Origin of the sequence: Lentzea rhizosphaerae, from assembly GCF_042649515.1 — a bacterium.
Classification (GTDB): Bacteria; Actinomycetota; Actinomycetes; order Mycobacteriales; family Pseudonocardiaceae; genus Lentzea; species Lentzea aerocolonigenes.
In genome coordinates this window covers 1-18,005 of sequence record NZ_JBHRZI010000037.1, presented here as the reverse complement: position 1 = coordinate 18,005, position 18,005 = coordinate 1, and the positions used below count along the sequence as shown (strand labels likewise).

Annotated in this window: 18 protein-coding genes; 12 read left to right on the top strand and 6 right to left on the bottom strand. The window is 68.1% G+C overall.

The genetic code is table 11. The features are described from left to right. The first annotated feature begins 15 nt into the window (after positions 1 to 15). The 3 genes from ACFOWZ_RS39300 (at position 16) to ACFOWZ_RS39290 (ending at position 3,315) form a co-directional block, all read left to right on the top strand. Complete coding sequence (locus ACFOWZ_RS39300) at positions 16 to 783, top strand: 3-oxoacyl-ACP reductase (RefSeq protein ID WP_382379048.1); 768 nt, start codon at positions 16 to 18, stop codon at positions 781 to 783. Next, positions 783 to 1,481: a FadR/GntR family transcriptional regulator gene (locus tag ACFOWZ_RS39295; protein WP_382379047.1), complete on the top strand. Its 699-nt coding sequence runs from the start codon at positions 783 to 785 to the stop codon at positions 1,479 to 1,481. Before ACFOWZ_RS39300 ends, ACFOWZ_RS39295 begins: the two co-directional genes overlap by 1 nt. Before the next feature lie 187 nt (positions 1,482 to 1,668). Continuing rightward, entirely contained in the window at positions 1,669 to 3,315 is a 1,647-nt protein-coding gene (locus ACFOWZ_RS39290) for an AMP-binding protein (protein WP_382379046.1), read from the top strand. 132 nt (positions 3,316 to 3,447) lie between these two features. Here ACFOWZ_RS39290 and ACFOWZ_RS39285 read toward each other — a convergent pair whose 3' ends face one another. Beyond that, a complete protein-coding gene (locus tag ACFOWZ_RS39285; protein ID WP_382379045.1) occupies positions 3,448 to 3,972 on the bottom strand; it encodes a hypothetical protein in 525 nt (174 codons plus the stop codon). Continuing rightward, on the bottom strand, positions 3,969 to 4,277 hold the full coding sequence (locus ACFOWZ_RS39280) for a hypothetical protein (protein WP_030466209.1): 309 nt from the start codon (positions 4,275 to 4,277) through the stop codon (positions 3,969 to 3,971). The genes ACFOWZ_RS39285 and ACFOWZ_RS39280 overlap by 4 nt, the downstream gene beginning before the upstream one ends. Before the next feature lie 143 nt (positions 4,278 to 4,420). On the opposite strand from ACFOWZ_RS39280, the gene ACFOWZ_RS39275 reads away from it, so the two are divergent. The 9 genes from ACFOWZ_RS39275 to ACFOWZ_RS39235 all read left to right on the top strand — a co-directional run bounded on the left by ACFOWZ_RS39275 (position 4,421) and on the right by ACFOWZ_RS39235 (position 12,919). Beyond that, positions 4,421 to 4,915, top strand: a complete 495-nt coding sequence (locus ACFOWZ_RS39275; RefSeq protein WP_382379044.1) for a GNAT family N-acetyltransferase — start codon at positions 4,421 to 4,423, stop codon at positions 4,913 to 4,915. A 33-nt stretch (positions 4,916 to 4,948) separates the two neighbouring features. Continuing rightward, positions 4,949 to 6,997 carry a threonine--tRNA ligase gene (gene thrS / locus ACFOWZ_RS39270; protein ID WP_382379043.1) on the top strand — a complete coding sequence of 683 codons (2,049 nt, stop codon included), beginning with the start codon at positions 4,949 to 4,951 and terminating at the stop codon, positions 6,995 to 6,997. Then, positions 6,994 to 7,542 carry an HIT family protein gene (locus tag ACFOWZ_RS39265; protein ID WP_382379042.1) on the top strand — a complete coding sequence of 183 codons (549 nt, stop codon included), beginning with the start codon at positions 6,994 to 6,996 and terminating at the stop codon, positions 7,540 to 7,542. Before thrS ends, ACFOWZ_RS39265 begins: the two co-directional genes overlap by 4 nt. Before the next feature lie 343 nt (positions 7,543 to 7,885). Next, positions 7,886 to 8,725 carry a helix-turn-helix domain-containing protein gene (locus ACFOWZ_RS39260; RefSeq protein ID WP_382379041.1) on the top strand — a complete coding sequence of 280 codons (840 nt, stop codon included), beginning with the start codon at positions 7,886 to 7,888 and terminating at the stop codon, positions 8,723 to 8,725. 94 nt (positions 8,726 to 8,819) lie between these two features. Then, positions 8,820 to 9,422, top strand: coding sequence for a phosphatidylinositol phosphate synthase (pgsA, locus tag ACFOWZ_RS39255; protein ID WP_030466204.1), 603 nt, complete (start codon positions 8,820 to 8,822; stop codon positions 9,420 to 9,422). Next, on the top strand, positions 9,419 to 10,321 hold the full coding sequence (locus ACFOWZ_RS39250) for a phosphatidylinositol mannoside acyltransferase (RefSeq protein ID WP_382379040.1): 903 nt from the start codon (positions 9,419 to 9,421) through the stop codon (positions 10,319 to 10,321). The genes pgsA and ACFOWZ_RS39250 overlap by 4 nt, the downstream gene beginning before the upstream one ends. Continuing rightward, positions 10,318 to 11,430 carry a glycosyltransferase family 4 protein gene (locus ACFOWZ_RS39245; protein WP_382379039.1) on the top strand — a complete coding sequence of 371 codons (1,113 nt, stop codon included), beginning with the start codon at positions 10,318 to 10,320 and terminating at the stop codon, positions 11,428 to 11,430. The genes ACFOWZ_RS39250 and ACFOWZ_RS39245 overlap by 4 nt, the downstream gene beginning before the upstream one ends. Continuing rightward, the gene (locus tag ACFOWZ_RS39240) at positions 11,427 to 12,377 is read left to right on the top strand and encodes an NUDIX hydrolase (protein ID WP_382379038.1); all 951 of its coding nucleotides are present in this window, start codon (positions 11,427 to 11,429) and stop codon (positions 12,375 to 12,377) included. Before ACFOWZ_RS39245 ends, ACFOWZ_RS39240 begins: the two co-directional genes overlap by 4 nt. A 122-nt stretch (positions 12,378 to 12,499) precedes the next feature. Then, positions 12,500 to 12,919, top strand: coding sequence for a hypothetical protein (locus tag ACFOWZ_RS39235; protein WP_382379037.1), 420 nt, complete (start codon positions 12,500 to 12,502; stop codon positions 12,917 to 12,919). Between the two features lie 78 nt (positions 12,920 to 12,997). Here the strand turns inward: ACFOWZ_RS39235 and ACFOWZ_RS39230 are convergent, their stop codons facing one another. The 4 genes from ACFOWZ_RS39230 to ACFOWZ_RS39215 are packed head-to-tail and all read right to left on the bottom strand — an operon-like array spanning position 12,998 to position 17,732. Then, positions 12,998 to 13,990 (bottom strand): TIGR03842 family LLM class F420-dependent oxidoreductase, encoded by a 993-nt coding sequence (locus ACFOWZ_RS39230; protein ID WP_382379036.1) that lies wholly within the window; start codon positions 13,988 to 13,990, stop codon positions 12,998 to 13,000. Positions 13,991 to 14,002: 12 nt separating this feature from the next. After that, positions 14,003 to 15,388, bottom strand: coding sequence for a dihydropyrimidinase (gene hydA, locus ACFOWZ_RS39225; RefSeq protein ID WP_382379035.1), 1,386 nt, complete (start codon positions 15,386 to 15,388; stop codon positions 14,003 to 14,005). Beyond that, positions 15,385 to 16,227, bottom strand: a complete 843-nt coding sequence (locus ACFOWZ_RS39220) for a nitrilase-related carbon-nitrogen hydrolase (RefSeq protein WP_382379034.1) — start codon at positions 16,225 to 16,227, stop codon at positions 15,385 to 15,387. The genes hydA and ACFOWZ_RS39220 overlap by 4 nt, the downstream gene beginning before the upstream one ends. After that, complete coding sequence (locus tag ACFOWZ_RS39215) at positions 16,224 to 17,732, bottom strand: NCS1 family nucleobase:cation symporter-1 (protein ID WP_382379033.1); 1,509 nt, start codon at positions 17,730 to 17,732, stop codon at positions 16,224 to 16,226. Before ACFOWZ_RS39215 ends, ACFOWZ_RS39220 begins: the two co-directional genes overlap by 4 nt. Positions 17,733 to 18,005 lie beyond the last annotated feature (273 nt).

Here is an 18,005-nt window from a genome sequence, read left to right as displayed (position 1 = left end):
GACAGGAGAAACAAGATGGTGCAGCGACTCGAGGGCCGCGTGGCCGTCGTGACGGGTGGCGGCAGCGGCATCGGACTCGCGACCGTGCGCAGGTTTGCGAGCGAGGGCGCGAAGGTCGTCGTCGCCGATCTCGACCCGGCGACCGGCAAGGCGGCCGCGGACGAGGCCGGCGGACTGTTCGTCCAGGTCGACGTGACCGACGAGGAGCAGGTCAAGGCGCTCTTCCAGGCCACTGTGGACACTTACGGCAAGCTGGACATCGCGTTCAACAACGCCGGCATTTCGCCGCCCGACGACGACTCGATCCTGACGACGGGCATCGAGGCGTGGGAGCGCGTCCAGAAGGTGAACCTCACGTCGGTTTATTTGTGTTGCAAGTACGCCATCCCGCACATGCAGGCCAACGGCAAGGGCTCGATCATCAACACCGCGTCGTTCGTCGCGACGATGGGCGCGGCGACGTCGCAGATCTCCTACACCGCGTCCAAGGGCGGCGTGCTGGCGATGTCGCGTGAGCTCGGTGTGCAGTTCGCGCGCGAGGGCATCCGCGTGAATGCGCTTTCCCCCGGGCCGGTCAACACGCCGCTGCTGCAGGAGCTGTTCGCGAAGGACCCCGAGCGGGCCGCGCGGCGCCTGGTGCACGTACCGCTCGGCCGGTTCGCCGAACCCGAGGAAATCGCCGCCGCTGTCGCGTTCCTGGCGTCGGACGACTCGTCGTTCATGACGGCGTCGAACTTCCTCGTGGACGGTGGCATCGCCGGCGCGTACGTCACACCGCTCTAATGGTCGAACACGCGCAGGAGGCGTTGTTCCGCCCGGTCCGGGCGGGCAACGCCTTCGAGGAGACCGTCGAACGGCTCATGCAGTCCATCCGGCTCGGCGTCGTCGCGCCGGGGGAGCGGCTGCCGTCCGAACGGGAGCTGGCCACCCGGCTCGGCGTGAGCAGGGTGACCGTGCGCGAGGCCATCAGAACGTTGCAGGAGAACAACTACGTCGAGTCGCGGCGCGGCCGGTACGGCGGCACGTTCGTCAACCACGAGATCCCCAAGTCGGCACCCGGAAAGGAGTTCGGGGACCTCCACGACGCGCTGACGCTGCGGAAAGTCCTGGAGACCGGTGCCGCGGAGGCCGCGGCGGGCCGGTCGCTGGGGCCGTCGGAACGGCGCGGGCTGCGGACCCGGCTGGAGGAGGCGTCCACCGCGTCACTCGCGGAGTACCGGCGCAAGGACTCGCGGCTGCACCTGGCGATCGCCGAGGCCACGGGGTCCGCGTCGCTCACCGCCGCCGTCGCCGAGGCCCGGATGCGCGCCAACGAGCTGCTGGACAACATCCCGCTGCTCGAGCCGAACCTGGCGCACTCCAACGCCCAGCACGAACGCATCATCACCTCCATTTTGGACGGAGACCCGGCGTCGGCCCGGCAGGCGATGGCCGAGCACCTCGACGGAACGGCGTCGTTGCTGCGGGGATTTTTGGTCTGACCGGTCAGACTCGTGCTCTGACAGCGCTGTGGAAGGGTTCCGGGCACCACCCGGGCAACGTGAAAAGGTTTTCAGGTACGGTAGTACCGTTGTCATGCACATTCCGCATGGAACAACACTTGGCGTGAGCCTTGCGGACAGTTACCGTCCGAATACCTCGGGGACTTGCAGCGGCAAGGAGCTGTTGATGCCAGGGTTGCGCAAGGTGTTTCACGACGCCATGGGCCGGGTGCACTCACTCCGCGTCTTGTCCGAGGCGGGCATGGTGAGTCTCAAGAACTTCAAGATGTCCGTGCAGGCCTTGAAAGAAGTCAAGGTCTGGGGACCGAACGTGACGGCGCTGCGCCGTTCCGTCCTGCTGAACCCGGACGGCATCGCGGTCGTCGACGAACGCGGATCGGTCACGTACCGGCAGCTGGACCGGCGTTCCACCGCGATCGCGCAGGGCCTGCGCGCGTTGGGGGTGCAGCACACGCACATCGTGGCGCTGATGTGCCGCAACCACCGCGGCATGGTCGAGTCGCTGCTGGCGTGCGCGAAGCTCGGTGTCCGCGTGCTGCTGGTGAACACGGGCTTCGGCGCTCCGGTCGTGCTGGACCTGCTGCAACGTGAACGGGCGTCGCTCGTGATTCACGACGAGGAGTTCACCCCGCTGTTCCACCAGTTGCCGCCGTCGATCCCGCGCTGGCTCGCGTGGTCGCGCGACGGGCTGGACCGTCGCACGCCGACGCTCGACCAGTTGGTCGCCAAGGCACCGCGCGGAGAGCTGGAACCGCCGCGCGAGCCCGGTGTCGTCATCCAGCTGACGTCGGGGACCACCGGCGTGCCGAAGGGAACGGCGCGCGAGATCAAGTCGGTGCTGACGGCGTCCGACTTCCTCGACCGCATCCCGATGAGGGCGAACGAGTCGACGTTCATCGCCGCGCCGATCTTCCACTCCGTCGGCTACTCGCACCTGACGCTCGCGATGTCACTGGGCTCGCGCGCGGTGCTGCACCGCCGTTTCGACCCGCGCAGAACGCTGTGGTCGGTGCAGGGCCAGCGGTGCACGACGATCGTGCTGGTGCCGACGATGCTGCAGCGGATCATGGAGCTGGACCGCGCGGTGATCGACTCGTACGACCTGAGCCACCTGAACGTGGTGTTCTCCTCGGGCTCGACGCTCCCTCCGGACCTCGTGCACCGCACCCAGGCCGTGCTGGGGCCGGTGCTCTACAACCTCTACGGCTCAACGGAAGTCGCGGTCGCCACCGTCGCGACGCCGGACGACCTCGCCGCCGCGCCGTCCAGCGTCGGCCTGCCGCCGCACAACTGCATCGTGCGGCTCTACGACGAAGAAGGAAACCGCATCACGCGTTCGTTCGTGACGGGCAGGATCTACGTGCGCGGCTCTCTCACCGTCGACCTCTACACGGACGGTTCGCAGAAGGAGTCCATCGACGGGCTGGTCGCGACCGGCGACCTCGGCCACTTCGACCCCAACGGCCGGTTGTACTTCGACGGCCGTGAGGACGACATGATCGTGTCCGGCGGCGAGAACGTGTACCCCGTCGAGGTCGAGAACCTGCTCATGACGCACTACCGGGTGCGCGACGCGGCGGTGCTCGGCGTGCCGGATCCCGAGTACGGGCAACGGTTGCGCGCGTTCGTGGTGCCGGTGGCGGGTGCCCGCATCGACGTGCGGGAGCTGCGCGAGTTCGTGCGGACCAGGCTGGCGCGGCACAAGGTGCCCCGCGAGGTCGTGGTCGTGCCGAAGCTGCCGCGCAACGCGACCGGGAAGGTGCTGCGACGCCAGCTGCTGGCGATCCGGTTGGGGCCGCAGGCTTCGCAGTAGTCGTGTGGGCGGAACGCACGCCACCGCAGAACGAGGGGGACTGATCCGGCGGTGACGTGCGTTCCTGGCTGGTGGCGCGCGACTCACGTCGTCGGGGACTCGGGCAGAGACGTGGGTCGCGCGCTCGGTCGGTCACCGCTCGAAGCGGTCGCCCCGGTCCCCGAACGGGCCGCGCTGCTCGAAGCCACCGCGGTCCTGGCCGCGATCCTGACCACGGTCGGGTCCGCGGTCGCCGCGGTCGTACATCCGGACGTGGCCCGGTCCGCCGCGGTGGTCGAGGCGGTTAGCCGCGACGGCTCCCACGATGCCGCCGCCGAGGACGAGACCCAGCAGGCCCACGGCGACCAGCTGGGTGGCGCGGTGTCCCGCGAAACGCCTCACGCGGCCAGGCCTGGCGGGTGCTGCAACCGAAGGGGTCGCTGCCGCTGGATGGGGTGCGGCCGGTGCTTCCGCCGCTGTCGCTGCTGCTGGAGCTGGTGTCTCCGCCGCCGGTTGGCCCGCGGCGGGTGCTGCCGGCTGCTCGGCGGTGGGCTGCTGTCCAGGTGTGGCCGGTGCTCCGGCCGGCAGCGGGGTCGTCGCCTGGTCCGGTGCAGGGGCGGCCTGCGGTTCGTTCTTCGGCGGCTCCTGCGGTGGAGGCGCCTGTCCCTGCTCGCTCATGTCCTCAACGATGCGCCGTTCGGCTGAGGTGAGGCTGACAGCCACCTGTTCGTTTCCTGAAGCCCGTTCCCGGCGGAGTTCAGGACCGGTCGCGAGCCCGCGAAGACGTGTCGCTGGTCGGCGTAGGTCGCGCCGAAGAGTTCGGCGTCGAGCACGCCGGACCACACGAAGTGCAGCGTCGTGCGGGTGCCGTCACGGGCGTCGCGCCGCGCGTAGTGGTCGCGCAGGTCGGCGTACAGCAGGCGCAGTTCGTCCCGGTTGGCCTCGGTGAGGCGGACCGGGCATTCGACGACGACGTCGTGCATCTCGGTGCTCCGTTCGGCGGCGGGCCGGGCACACAGACTGCTCGCTCCACCCTCCCGGACGCATCCGAAAAACCACTCAGAAGCCGCTGCGTATGAATCGCGTCCAGCGGAAACGACTTGCGACCACCCGCTTCAATCAGAGCATGGAACTCGTACCGCTGCGTCGTGAGTTCGCACCGCAGATGCTCGCGGGCGGACCGAAGAACGACGAGGTCAACCGCTTCACCGGTACGCACGGCACGTTCACCCTGGAGGATTACGAGGCCTACATCGAGCGGACGCTGAACGACCCGAACCGCTACACCCGCGCGATCGTCGAGGACGGGAAGTGCATCGGCGAGATCGTGCTGAATCCCATCGACGACGCGAACCGGAAATCGGGGCTGCGGATCGCCCTGTGGGACGGCTGGGGCAAGGGCTACGGCACCGCGGCGATCAGGCACGTCCTCGACCACGCGTTCACCGAGCGCAACCTCCACCGGGTGGACCTGGAGGTGTACGAGTTCAACGAACGGGCGATCCACGTCTACGAGAAGTGCGGCTTCCGCGAGGAGGGCCGGCTGAGGGACGTCCTGCTCTGGGACGGCGTCTTCCACGACGCGATCGTCATGTCGGTTTTGAGCACCGATAACATCTGATCTGCTTACCCATACTTCGAGCTAGGAGTCACCGTGTCCGAGTCGCGCCCAGCAGTCGCCCAGAATCCGCCGCGCGTGGTGGTTCCGGCTGGGACGACGGCGGGCACGGCCGTGCGCGAGGCCGGTCTGCCCGGCAAGGGCTCCGACGCGATCGTCGTCGTGAAGGACGCCGAGGGCCACCTGCGCGACCTGTCGTGGACCCCGCAGGTCGACGTCGAGGTCGAGGCCGTCGCCGCGGACACCGAGGACGGCCGCAGCGTGATCCGCCACTCCGCCGCGCACGTGCTGGCGCAGGCGGTGCAGCAGCAGTTCCCCGAGGCCAAGCTCGGCATCGGCCCGCCCGTGAAGGACGGCTTCTACTACGACTTCCAGGTCTCCAAGCCCTTCACCCCCGAGGACCTGCAGGCGCTGGAGAAGCGCATGAAGCAGATCATCAAGGGCTCGCAGCGGTTCTCCCGCCGCGTGGTCGAGTCGGTCGACGCCGCCAAGGCCGAGCTCGCGAACGAGCCGTTCAAGCTGGAGCTCGTCGACATCAAGAGCGACGTCGACACCAGCGAGGTCATGGAGGTCGGCGGCGGCGAGCTGACGATCTACGACAACCTCGACCCGCGCTCCGGTGAGCAGGTCTGGGGCGACCTGTGCCGCGGCCCGCACGTGCCGACCACCAAGCACATCCCGGCGTTCAAGCTGACCCGCGTCGCCGCCGCGTACTGGCGGGGCAACGAGAACAACCCGCAGCTGCAGCGCATCTACGGCACCGCCTGGGAGTCCCAGGAGGCGCAGGACGCGTACCTGGAGCGCCTGGCCGAGGCCGAGCGCCGCGACCACCGCAAGCTCGGCACCGAGCTCGACCTGTTCTCGTTCCCGGACGAGATCGGCTCCGGCCTCGCGGTGTTCCACCCCAAGGGCGGCATCATCCGCAAGGCCATGGAGGACTACTCCCGGCAGCGGCACACCGAAGAGGGCTACGAGTTCGTCTACTCGCCGCACATCACCAAGGGCAACCTGTTCGAGGTCTCCGGCCACCTCGACTGGTACCGCGACGGCATGTACCCGGCGATGCACCTCGACGCCGAGCTAAACGAGGACGGCACGGTCCGCAAGCCCGGCCAGGACTACTACCTCAAGCCGATGAACTGCCCGTTCCACGACCTGATCTTCAAGTCGCGCGGGCGTTCGTACCGCGAGCTGCCGCTGCGCATGTTCGAGTTCGGCGGCGTGTACCGCTACGAGAAGTCCGGCGTGGTGCACGGCCTGACCCGAGTCCGCGGCATGACGCAGGACGACGCGCACATCTTCTGCACCAAGGACCAGATCCGCGACGAGCTGGCCTCACTGCTGAAGTTCGTGCTCGACCTGCTGCGCGACTACGGCCTGGACGACTTCTACCTGGAGCTCTCGACCAAGAACCCCGAGAAGTACGTGGGTGACGACGAGATCTGGGAAGAGGCGACCGAGACGCTCGCCTCGGTGGCCCGCGAGTCCGGTCTGGAGCTCGTGCCGGATCCCGGTGGCGCCGCGTTCTACGGCCCGAAGATCTCGGTGCAGTGCCGTGACGCGCTCGGCCGCACCTGGCAGATGTCGACCATCCAGCTCGACTTCAACCTGCCGGAGCGGTTCGAGCTCGAGTACACCGGCCCGGACGGCTCGCGCGTGCGCCCGGTCATGATCCACCGCGCGCTGTTCGGCTCGGTCGAGCGCTTCTTCGGCGTGCTGACCGAGCACTACGCGGGCGCGTTCCCCGCGTGGCTCGCACCGGTCCAGGTCGTCGGCATCCCGGTCACCTCGGACAACGCCGACCACCTGTTCGCGGTGCGCGAGGTGCTGCGCAAGAAGGGCATCCGGGTCGACGTCGACGCGTCCGACGACCGCATGCAGAAGAAGATCCGCAACCACACCATGCAGAAGGTGCCGTTCATGCTCCTGGCCGGCGCCAAGGACGTGGAGGCGAACGCGGTGTCGTTCCGGTTCCGCGACGGCACGCAGATCAACGGCGTGCCGGTGGAGCGGGCCGTCGAGCAGATCGTCGACTGGGTGCAGCGCCGCGAGAACGCCTCGCCCACGGCGGAACTGCTCTCGTGACGCCTGAGTACTCCGAACAGGACGGTGTGGGGGTCCACGACGCGTTGCAGCGCCTGTGGACCCCGCACCGCCTGTCGTACGTGCAGGGCGCGGGCAAGGCCGAGGGCGACGAGCCCGCGGGCTGCCCGTTCTGCCGCGTCGTCACGCTGTCCGACGAGGACGGTCTGATCGTCGCGCGCGGCGCCGAGGTCTTCGCGGTGTTGAACCTGTACCCGTACAACCCCGGCCACCTGATGGTGCTGCCGTACCGGCACGTGCCGGACTACACGGACCTGACTTCGTCGGAGACCGCGGAGTTCGCCGCGTTCACGCAGAAAGCGATGCGGGTGGGGCGGCACGTGTCGTCGCCGCACGGGTTCAACGTCGGCATGAACCAGGGCGTCGTGGCCGGCGCCGGCATCGCCGCCCACCTGCACCAGCACGTGGTGCCGCGGTGGGGCGGGGACGCGAACTTCATGCCGGTCATCGGGCACACGAAGGTGCTGCCCCAGCTCCTGGGGGAGACCCGGCAGCTGCTCGCGGACGGCTGGAAGGCCGTCGACTGACTCGGTCGCCGTCACCTTTGGGTTCGGTGAGTCTTGTATTGCCCACGTGCTAAACAGTGCGTTTAGCCAGGCCATGCGTGATTGAAAGCCGTACTAATTCTTGGACAAAAGAGTGACAAAAACCACTCACGTTGTCCGCGTCGGACATTCGGTGCTCTTTCCACCCGGCGCGGAATAGGTTGCATTGCAACTTTCGGGTGTTTTTGGTCGATCGATCGAGACGTAACGCCAGTACAAACCGATTCCAGGTAGGTGAGATCACCCACCTGGAGGTGTCAACTGCGAGTCAAGTCCCCGCCTATGGCCGATCGTCTCAACGTGTGCGGATGGTTACGGTGCGAACATGACCGCACCTGAGCGTTCGCGATTAGCGAGAGAACGGCTTTCGCGTGAGTTACGCCGGTTGCGCACCGAGGCGAAGATGACCGGCACGGCCACCGCCCGTGCCACCGGGATGAGCCAGTCAAAGCTGTCGAAGATCGAGAACGGCATGCTGCTCCCGTCCGTCACGGATGTGGAGCGTCTCGTAGCGGAATTGGCCGCGACGAGGGAGACGCGCATCGAACTGGTCGAACTCGCCAGGTCGCTGCACGCGGAGGCGGAAACCCGCCGAGTCGTGCTGCACCGAGGGGCGCACCGCCACCAGCAGACGATAAGCCGCGTGGAGGCCCGAGCAGCGACATCGAGGTTCTTCCAGGTGAACCTGGTACCCGCGTTGTTGCAGTCGGAGGCCTACCTGCGCATCGTGCTGGGGACGATGCCGCCGTCGGAGCAGGAGGCCGCGGTGGCCGCCCTGCGCATACGACGGTCCCGCATGGACGATTTGGCCAAGCAGTTCGTGTTCGTGCTCTCCGAAAGCGCGCTGCGCTGGCGGATGGGCTCGGCGGAGCTGATGGCGGAACAGGTCGAGCACCTGGCCGCGATCCAGCGCCGCCCGAACGTCCGCCTGGGCGTGGTGCCGTGGTCAGCCGACGCGAACGTGGTCGCGCTGCACGGTTTCCACATCTACGACGAGCGCGTCGTCACGGTCAGCGTGCTGACCGGCAACGCCACCATCACCGACCCGCTGGACGTGCGCGAGTACCTCGCGTTGTTCGGCAGGCTGGAGCGGCTGGCGGTGCGGGGGGAGGAGCTGCAGGCGTTGCTGAAGCGGATAGCGGAGGATCACCGCCGGCTCGGTTGAAGGGGGCCAGAGGGGGATTCTGAGCGGCTGCTCGTGGGTGCCGCCTCACCCGCGGGAAGTGCGTTTCACCAGTCCAGCTAGGCTGCGACACGCCATGCTGAACATCTTCGCTCGCGCGTCCGTCTCGCGCGTCACCGATCCGATCGGGGCGTGGCTGCTGGCGCGTGGCCTCACGCCCAACGCCGTCACCGTCGTCGGCACCGCCGGTGCCGTGGCGAGCGCACTGTGGTTCATCCCCCGCGGGCAGCTGTTCCTGGGCTGCGCGCTGGTGACGTTCTTCGTGCTGCTCGACCTGATCGACGGCGCGATGGCCAGAGCACAGGGGCCGACGAAGTTCGGCGCCGTCCTCGACGCCACCTGCGACCGCATCGCCGACGGCGCGCTGTTCGCGGCGCTCACCTGGTACGCGTTCGACACGGGTGCGCGCTGGACGGCGGTGGCCGGCTTCATCTGCCTGGTGGCCTCGCAGGTCATCTCGTACGTGAAGGCGCGCGCCGAGGCGTCGGGGCTCTCCGCGGACGGTGGTCTGGCCGAGCGGGCGGAGCGCTTCATCGTCGCCCTGGTCGGTGCCGGTGTGCAGGGACTCGGCGTGCCGCACCTGATGGACATCGCGTTGTGGCTGCTGGCGGTCATGACGGTCGCGACGGTGATCCAGCGGATCCTGGCCGTGGCGAAGTCGGCGCGGGAGGCCGCGTGAACCTCGCGACCCTCGGGTACACGGCCGGGTGGCGGCTCATTCGGCTGTTGCCGCAGTCGTGGGCCCACGCGCTGTTCCGCTTCGGTGCCGACTACGCCGCCAAGCGCGGTGGCGAGGGCGTCGAACAGCTGCGCAAGAACCTGCGCCGGGTCGTGCCCCGTGCGGGCGAGGAAGAACTCGACGAACTGGTGCGCGACTCCTTGCGGTCGTACGCGCGCTACTGGTGCGAGGCGTTCCGTCTGCCGTCTATGGACTTGCGCGCTGCGTACGAGAAGTGCAACTCGCAGGTCTCCGGCCAGGAGAACCTCGACGCCGCGTTGAGCGAGGGCAGCGGTGCGGTCGTCGCGCTCCCGCACAGCGGCAACTGGGACATGGCCGGCGTGTGGCTCGTGGGTCACTCCGGCACGTTCACGACGGTGGCCGAGCGGTTGAGGCCGGAGTCGCTGTACCGCAAGTTCGTGGAGTTCCGCGAGACCCTGGGCTTCGAGGTGCTTCCGCTCAACGGCGGCGACCGTCCACCCGCGACGGTGCTGGCCGAGCGCCTGCGGGACAACAAGGTCGTCTGCCTGCTCGCGGACCGCGACCTGACCTCGTCCGGCGTGCCCGTCACGTTCTTCGGCGAGCAGACCCTGATGCCCGCCGGCCCCGCGCACCTCGCCGCGACGACGGGGGCCGCGCTGCTCCCGGTCGGCTGCTGGTTCACCGAGGACGGCTGGCACTTCCGCATCCACCCGCCGATCAAGGTCAGCACCGTCCAGGCCGCCACCCAGGCCGTCGCGGACGTGTTCGCGGCCGACATCGCGGCGCACCCGGCCGACTGGCACATGCTCCAGAAGCTCTGGCTCGCCGACCTGCCGGAGAGCCGCCGCGCCGCCCTCGCCAGGAGGCTCTCGCGGTGAAGGTCGGCATCGTCTGCCCGTACTCCTTCGACGTCCCGGGAGGAGTGCAGGCCCACGTCGTCGACCTCGCGCGCGCCCTGATCGGCCTCGGGCACTCCGTCAACGTCCTCGCGCCGGCGGACGACGACCAGGAGCTGCCGCCGTTCGTGACGTCCGCGGGCCGCGCGGTCGGCATCCCGTACAACGGGTCCGTGGCGCGGTTGTCCTTCGGCCCCGTCTCATACGCGCGCGTACGCCGGTGGATCGATGAGCACCAGTTCGACGTCCTGCACCTGCACGAGCCCACGGCGCCGTCGCTGTCGTTCCTGGCGCTGATGGTCGCCGACGGCCCGATCGTCGCCACGTTCCACACGTCGACCCCGCGCTCCAAGATGCTTTCGGCGTTCCAGGGCGTGCTGCAACCGTTCCTGGAGAAGGTCACCGCCCGCATCGCCGTGTCCGCGCTGGCCAGGCGCGTGCAGGTCGAGCACCTCGGCGGCGACGCGGTGGAGATCCCCAACGGCGTCGACGTCGAGTTCTTCGCCTCGGCGTCCACTTTGGACGGATACCCGAGCCCCGGCGGCACGATCGGCTTCGTCGGCCGCTACGACGAGCCGCGCAAGGGCATGCCGATCCTGTGGGAGGCGTTCGGCCTGATCGCCGACGAGTTCCCGGACCTGAGGCTGCTGGTGGTGGGCCGCGGCGAGTCGACGTTCGACGGCCCGTTCGCCGACCGCGTCGACCTCCTGGGCCAGGTCGACGACGTCGAGAAGGCCAGGATGCTGCGTTCGGTGGACGTCTACGTCGCCCCGAACACCGGCGGCGAGTCGTTCGGCATCATCCTGACCGAGGCCATGTCCGCCGGTACCGCCGTCGTCGCGTCGGACCTCGACGCGTTCCGCCGCGTGCTGGACGACGGCAAGGCGGGCGTGCTGTTCCCGGTGGGCGACGCGGCTGCTTTGGCTTCGGCGTTGCGCTCTGTGTTGCAGGACTCGGCTTTGCGCGCGGAGTACGTCGACCAGGCGTCCGCACGCGTGCAGGCCTTCGACTGGTCCGTGGTCGCGTCGCAGGTCCTGCGTGTCTACGAAACGGCCATCGCCGCCGACCCGCGCCGGGTGAGCGAGGCATGACCACTTTCCTGGTTGTAGTCGTCTTCGCTTTGCTGCTGTCCGCGTGGATCCTCTCGATCGCGAACCGCCTGGACCGCCTGCACGTCCGCACCGACGCAGCCTGGGCCGCCCTCGACGCGGCCCTGGCCCGCCGCGCGGTCGTGGTCCGCGCCCTGCTGGACCCGGCCCTGTCCGCTGCGGCCTCGCGTGCCGAGTCGGCTTCTCGTTCGGAGCGCGAGCTGGCCGAGAACGAGCTCTCCGGTTTGCTGGGCGCCCTGGACCGCTCTGCTCTGGCTCCCGCACTGGCCTTCGAGCTGGCCGACGCCGAGGAACGCGTCGTGCTGGCCCGCCGCGTGCACAACGACGCGGTCCGCGACACCTTGCTCCAGCGCCGTCGCAGGATCGTGCGGTGGTTGCGTTTGAGCGGCACCGCACCGCAGCCGTCGTACTTCGAGATCGCCGAGCCGTCCGCACCGTCCGACGCCGTGATGCTGACACCGCGCCCTTCTGCCCGTGTGGTGCTGACGGATGCTGCGGGGCGCGTGTTGCTGTTCCACGGCTTCGACCCTGCGCGCCCCCAGGAACACTTCTGGTTCACCGTCGGCGGCGGTGTGGAGGACGGCGAGGAACTGCGGGACGCGGCCGTGCGCGAGGCCTTCGAGGAGACCGGTCTGAAGCTCTCGCCCGAGTCGCTGATCGGCCCGATCTGGCGTCGTCGTGCGGTGTTCAGCTTCGACGGCGACACGTTCGACGCGGAGGAGTGGTTCTTCTACGCCTCCGTGGACGGGGATCTGGCCGTGGACACGTCGGGGTTCAACGACGTGGAGGAGACGACGATCTCCGGGTACCGGTGGTGGACGGTGGAGGAGCTGGAGTCCACTGAGGACACGGTGTATCCGGTGCAGCTGGCGGAGTTGCTGCCCGAGCTCACTGCGGAGTGGGATGGCGAGACCCGCACCGTGCGGTAGCCGTCCTTCCGTCGATTGTGGACGATGATCACGATTCGGTCCGATGTATTGGATCTTGATGGACCGTTGGGCATGATCCTTTCGCGTCACTCGAATGGGGGACGTTTCGAAAGGAGCAAGGGGTGCGTCTCATCTCCAAGGCACTGGCGACGCTGGGGTCGGTCGCCGTGCTGGCCGGCATCGGTGTCACGCCCGCGCTGGCGGCCACGGACTACAACATCTACGAGAGCAACAGCGACGGCACGCGGCACGCGCGCGCCTGGGGCTCGATCAGCTGGACCAACAGGAGCAGCTTCAACATCCCGACGGCGCACCTGCGCGACCTGGCCTGCGACAGCCAGCCGGTGTTCTGGTACATCGACGTCGACAACCGCTGGACCGGCACGGAGCGGTTCCACCACGGCGGCTGCAACTCGGAGGCGTCCTGGGACGACGTGCACGCCAGCGACATCGAGGGCATCCGGCGGATCGTGATCTACGTCTGCCGTGACACGTTCATCCCGGAGTGCGACTCCAAGGCGTTCAGCAACCCGAACTTCTGACGTGACGCTCGGCGATGAAGGGAACCTTCCTCCACCTCAGGTCGAGGAAGGTTCCCTTCATCGCCAACCTCGCGGAGCTCAGACCGCGGAGATGATCGACGAGCCGTAGGCGTCGCGCGTCTTGTCCTTCTCGTCGTGCATCAGGTACAGCGCGAAGTTGTCGACGCCGATCTCCTTCAGCTCCTGCAACCGTTCCACGTGCGCCGACTCCGGACCGACCAGGCAGAACCGGTCCACGATCGCGTCGGGCACGAAGTCGGTCGAGCGGTTGCCCGCCTTGCCGTGGTGGGAGTAGTCGTAGCCCTCGCGGTCCTTGATGTAGTCGGTCAGGGCCTTGGGCACGACGCCCGAATCCCCGTACCGCGCAACGAGGTCCGCGACGTGGTTGCCGACCATGCCCCCGAACCACCGCAACTGGTCCCGCTGATGGGAGAGATCAGTTCCGACGTAGGCGGGGGCCGCCACGCACATCGTGATGGCCGACGGGTCACGTCCGGCGGCGGCTGCGGCCTCGCGGACCGAGCCGATCGTCCAGCGGGCGATGTCCGGGTCGGCGGTCTGCAGGATGAAGCCGTCGGCCTGTTCGCCGACCATCTTCAGCGCCTTGGGACCGTACGCGGCCATCCACATCTCGAGCTTTCCGTTGCGCACCCACGGAATCTGCACGGGTGTGCCGTGGTGCTCGACCTCCCGGCCCTCGGCGAGCTCCTTGATCACGTGCATCGCGGTGCCCAGCGTGGCCAGGGAGGCCGGCTTCTGGCCGATCACGCGGCGGGCCGAGTCGCCCCGGCCGATGCCGCAGACCGTGCGGTTGCCGAACATGTCGTTCAGCGTCGCGAACAGCGATGCCGTCACCGACCAGTCGCGGGTGGACGGGTTGGTGACCATGGGGCCGATGATCAGGTCACGGGTGGCCGCGAGGACCTGGGAGTAGATGACGAACGGTTCCTGCCACAGCACGCAGGAGTCGAACGTCCAGCCGTAGCGGAAGCCGCAGTCCTCGGCCGCGCGGAGGCCTTCCACCACGTCCCGCGCCGGCGGGTCGGTCTGCAGCACGATGCCGAAGTCCACGATCGTCCTTTCCTAGACCAGGTACTGGTTGAGGTCGCGGGACACGAAGCGGCCGTGGCCCGTCGAGCCGTGGTAGGCGCCGTCGGCGATCACCTTGCGGCCGCGGGAGAACACGGTGTCGACCTTGCCGGTGACGTCGAAGCCCTCGTAGGCCGAGTAGTCCACGGCCATGTGGTGGGTCTCCGCGGAGATCGTCTGCGTGGCCGCGGGGTCGTAGATCACGACGTCCGCGTCGGCGCCCGGTGCGATCACGCCCTTGCGCGGGTACATGCCGAACATGCGGGCCGGGGTCGTGGAGGCGATCTCGACCCAGCGCTCGCGGGTGATCTCGCCCTTCACGACGCCCTGGTGCAGCAGGTCGACCCTGTGCTCGACGCCGGGCATGCCGTTGGGGATCTTGGAGAAGTCGCCCAGCCCCAGCTGTTTCTGGTCCTTGAAGCAGAACGGGCAGTGGTCGGTGCTGACCACCGAGAGATCGTTCGTCCGCAGGCCCCGCCACAACGACGACTGGTGTTCCTTGGGACGCAACGGAGGCGACGCGACGTACTTGGCGCCCTCGAAGCCGGGACGGGCCAGGTCCTCCAGCGACAGGTACAGGTACTGCGGGCACGTCTCCGCGAACACGTTCTGGCCCGTGTCACGGGCGGCCGTCACCGCGTCGAGTGCCTGTGCGGCGGACAAGTGCACGATGTACAGGGGTGAACCGGTGACCTTCGCCAGCTGGATCGCTCGAGAGGTGGCCTCGCCCTCCAGCTCCGGCGGGCGGGTCAGCCCGTGCTGCACCGGGTCGCCCAGACCGTTGGCCAGCGCCTGCGCGACGAGCTGGTCGATCGCGATGCCGTTCTCGGCGTGCATCATGATCGTGGCACCGGTCTCGCGCGCCTTCTGCATGGCGCGCAGGATCTCGCCGTCGGTGGCGTAGAAGACGCCGGGGTAGGCCATGAACATCTTGAAGCTGTTCACCCCGGCCGCGATGCACGACTCCATCTCCTTCAGCGACGCGTCGTTCACGTCAGAGATGATCATGTGGAAGCCGTAGTCGATCGCGCAGTTGCCGTCGGCCTTGCTGTGCCACTTGTCCAGAGTGGACAGCAGACTGCTTCCCTTGGGCTGCACGGCGAAGTCCACGATCGTCGTCGTGCCGCCCCACGCCGCCGCGGTCGTGCCGGTCTCGAACGTGTCCGCGGACTGGGTGCCACCGAACGGCATCTCCATGTGCGTGTGCACGTCGATGCCGCCCGGGATCACGTACTTCCCGGCCGCGTCGATCACCTCGTCGGCCTGCACCTCGAACCCAGGCGTGACCAGGGCGGCGATGTGCTCGCCCTCGATCAGCACGTCGGCCGCGTGCGAGCCGGTCGCGTTGATGACCAGTCCGTTGCGAATCAGCACGCTCACGGCGTCACCAGGCCCTCGTAGGTGTCGGGACGGCGGTCGCGGTAGAACGCCCACGTGTCCCGCACCTCGGTCAGCAGGTCGAGGTCCAGGTCGCGCACCACGAGCTCTTCCTCGGTGTCGGACGCCGCGTCACCGACGAGCTGGCCGCGCGGCGAGACGAAGTACGTCTGACCGTAGAACTCGTTGTCTCCCAACGGCTCCACGCCGACACGGTTGATCGCGCCGACGAAGTACTCGTTCGCGACGGCCGCGGCGGGCTGCTCCAGCCGCCACAGGTACTCGCTCAGCGACCGAGACGTCGCCGACGGGTTGAACACGATCTTCGCGCCCGCGAGCCCCAACGCGCGCCAGCCCTCGGGGAAGTGGCGCTCGTAGCAGATGTAGACGCCGATCCGGCCCACCGCGGTGTCGAACACGGGGTAACCGAGGTTGCCCGGCTTGAAGTAGAACTTCTCCCAGAAGCCCTTCACCTGCGGGATGTGGTTCTTGCGGTACTTGCCGAGGTACGTGCCGTCCGCGTCGATCACGGCCGCGGTGTTGTAGTAGACGCCCGGCTGTTCCACCTCGTACATCGGCACGATCAGCACGATGTTGTTCTGCGCCGCGACTTCCTGCATCAGCTCCGTGGTGGGGCCGTCGGGAATCGCCTCGGTGTAGGAGTAGAAGTCCGCGTCCTGAACCTGGCAGAAGTACGGTCCGTAGAAGAGCTCCTGGAGACACAGCACCTGCGCGCCCTGGGAAGCGGCGCTGCGGATGTGCTCGACCGCGTTCGCGATCATCGACTCCTTGTCGCCCGTCCACTTCTGCTGGACGAGCGCCGCCCGGATGATGTTGCTCACCTGGTCGTCTCCTTTGCCGTGTTGTCCTTCAGAGCAAGGAAAACCAGGAAGCCGGCGACGAAGCCGACCACCCAGTTGTAGTCGTAGAGCGGCTTGAGGAACGGGATCAGGCCGTCCGCCGGGAACGGTCCGCCGTAGGCACCGCCGACCGCGAGCACGGAGCCCACGAGGGTCGCCAGGACGGCACGCCAGTTCCAGCCGCCGTTGAACCAGTACGCGCCCCTGCCGTCCAGGTAGAGGTCCTGCAGGTGCAGCTGCGTCTTCTTGATCACCCAGTACCCGGCGACGAACACACCCGCCACCGAAGCGAGCAGACCGCCGTAGAACCCGAGCCACGCGAAGATGTAGATGCTCGGGTCGGAGATCAGCCGCCACGGCTGGATCAGGACGCCGACGACGCCGGTGATCAGGCCGCCGATCGCGAACGTGATGCGCTTCGGGAACGCGTTCGAGAAGTCGTAGGAGGGGCTGACGACGTTCGCCGCGAGGTTCGCCGAGATCGTGGCCAGCACCAGCGAGATCAGCGCGACGAGCACCAGGATCGTGCTGTCGAAGCGGGACGCGAGGTCCGCCGGGTCCCAGATCGCCTCGCCGTACAGGGCCTGCGCGCCGGACGTCGTCAGGATCGCCACGATCGCGATGAACGACATCGTGGTCGGCAGACCGAGGATCTGCCCGGTGACCTGCTTGCGCTGCGACCCGCCGAACCGCGTGAAGTCCGGCATGTTCAACGACAGCGTGGACCAGAACGCGATCATGCCCATCAGCGACGGGAAGAAGACCTTCCAGAAGTCGGGACCCCAGCCGAGCTTGCTGCCGGTGTGCAGGATCGGCCCGAAGCCGCCCGCCTTCACCAGCACGTAGCCCAGCAGGATCAGGAACCCGACGCTGACCAGCGGCGCCGTCCAGTTCTCGAACCGCCTGATCGCCTCCATACCGCGCCAGATGACCAGCATCTGCACGACCCAGAAACCGAAGAAGCACAACCACAACGTCCAGGGCTGACCGCCCACTTCGGACGCCTTGGTCCACCCCTCACCGGCCAGCCGGCCGATGATCACGTGCAGCGCCTTGCCGCCCACCCACGTCTGGATGCCGAACCAGGCGCACGCGATGAACGCGCGGAGCAGCGCGACGAGGTTGGCCCCGCGGATCCCGTAGAACGCGCGGGCGAACACCGGGAACGGGATGCCGTACTTCGTGCCGGCGTGGCTGTTGAGCAGCATGGGGATCAGCACGATCAGGTTGCCCAGCGTGATCGTGAGGAACGCCTGCACCCAGTCCATGCCCAGCGCGATCAGCGACGCCGCGAGCGTGTAACTGGGGATGTTGTGCGCCATGCCCATCCACAGCGCGAAGAAGTTGTACGTCGTCCAGGTCCGCTGCTCGATCGGCACCGGCGCGAGCTCGGGGTTGTAGAAACGGCTGTCCTTGATGGGACCCACGTCGCTCAGTTCGACGCGGCCGTCCGGTGTGACCTGGGGCGGTGAGGACTCAACTGCCATCGTTCAACCCCCTGTTACGCTGCTGAAACACGGCGAACGCGGTCGGTTCCATCGGAGAATCCTGGGTCCGGTGCCGCAGGTGTGGCAGTGTCAAAGTGTCCACGCTTGTCTTGATCCGCGCACATTCTGTGCTTCAGAGTGGGACAGGTCTGCCGACGGAAAGCGTCAGCCGGTCTCTTCCGCTGTGTCTTCTGGGGGCCGAGCCCCCAGACCCCAGCCGGGGGCTTCGCCCCCGGACCCCCGGTAGGTTGCCCGTCGCGGCCAGGCTTGACC

What these genes read in the sequence shown, in the direction of transcription:
- ACFOWZ_RS39300 (WP_382379048.1), top strand. Translation starts at nt 16, where the DNA reads ATGGTGCAGCGACTCGAGGGCCGCGTGGCCGTCGTGACGGGTGGCGGC.
- ACFOWZ_RS39295 (WP_382379047.1), top strand. Translation starts at nt 783, where the DNA reads ATGGTCGAACACGCGCAGGAGGCGTTGTTCCGCCCGGTCCGGGCGGGC.
- ACFOWZ_RS39290 (WP_382379046.1), top strand. Translation starts at nt 1,669, where the DNA reads ATGCCAGGGTTGCGCAAGGTGTTTCACGACGCCATGGGCCGGGTGCAC.
- ACFOWZ_RS39285 (WP_382379045.1), bottom strand. Translation starts at nt 3,972, where the DNA reads ATGAGCGAGCAGGGACAGGCGCCTCCACCGCAGGAGCCGCCGAAGAAC.
- ACFOWZ_RS39280 (WP_030466209.1), bottom strand. Translation starts at nt 4,277, where the DNA reads ATGCACGACGTCGTCGTCGAATGCCCGGTCCGCCTCACCGAGGCCAAC.
- ACFOWZ_RS39275 (WP_382379044.1), top strand. Translation starts at nt 4,421, where the DNA reads ATGGAACTCGTACCGCTGCGTCGTGAGTTCGCACCGCAGATGCTCGCG.
- ACFOWZ_RS39260 (WP_382379041.1), top strand. Translation starts at nt 7,886, where the DNA reads ATGACCGCACCTGAGCGTTCGCGATTAGCGAGAGAACGGCTTTCGCGT.
- pgsA (WP_030466204.1), top strand. Translation starts at nt 8,820, where the DNA reads ATGCTGAACATCTTCGCTCGCGCGTCCGTCTCGCGCGTCACCGATCCG.
- ACFOWZ_RS39240 (WP_382379038.1), top strand. Translation starts at nt 11,427, where the DNA reads ATGACCACTTTCCTGGTTGTAGTCGTCTTCGCTTTGCTGCTGTCCGCG.
- ACFOWZ_RS39215 (WP_382379033.1), bottom strand. Translation starts at nt 17,732, where the DNA reads ATGGCAGTTGAGTCCTCACCGCCCCAGGTCACACCGGACGGCCGCGTC.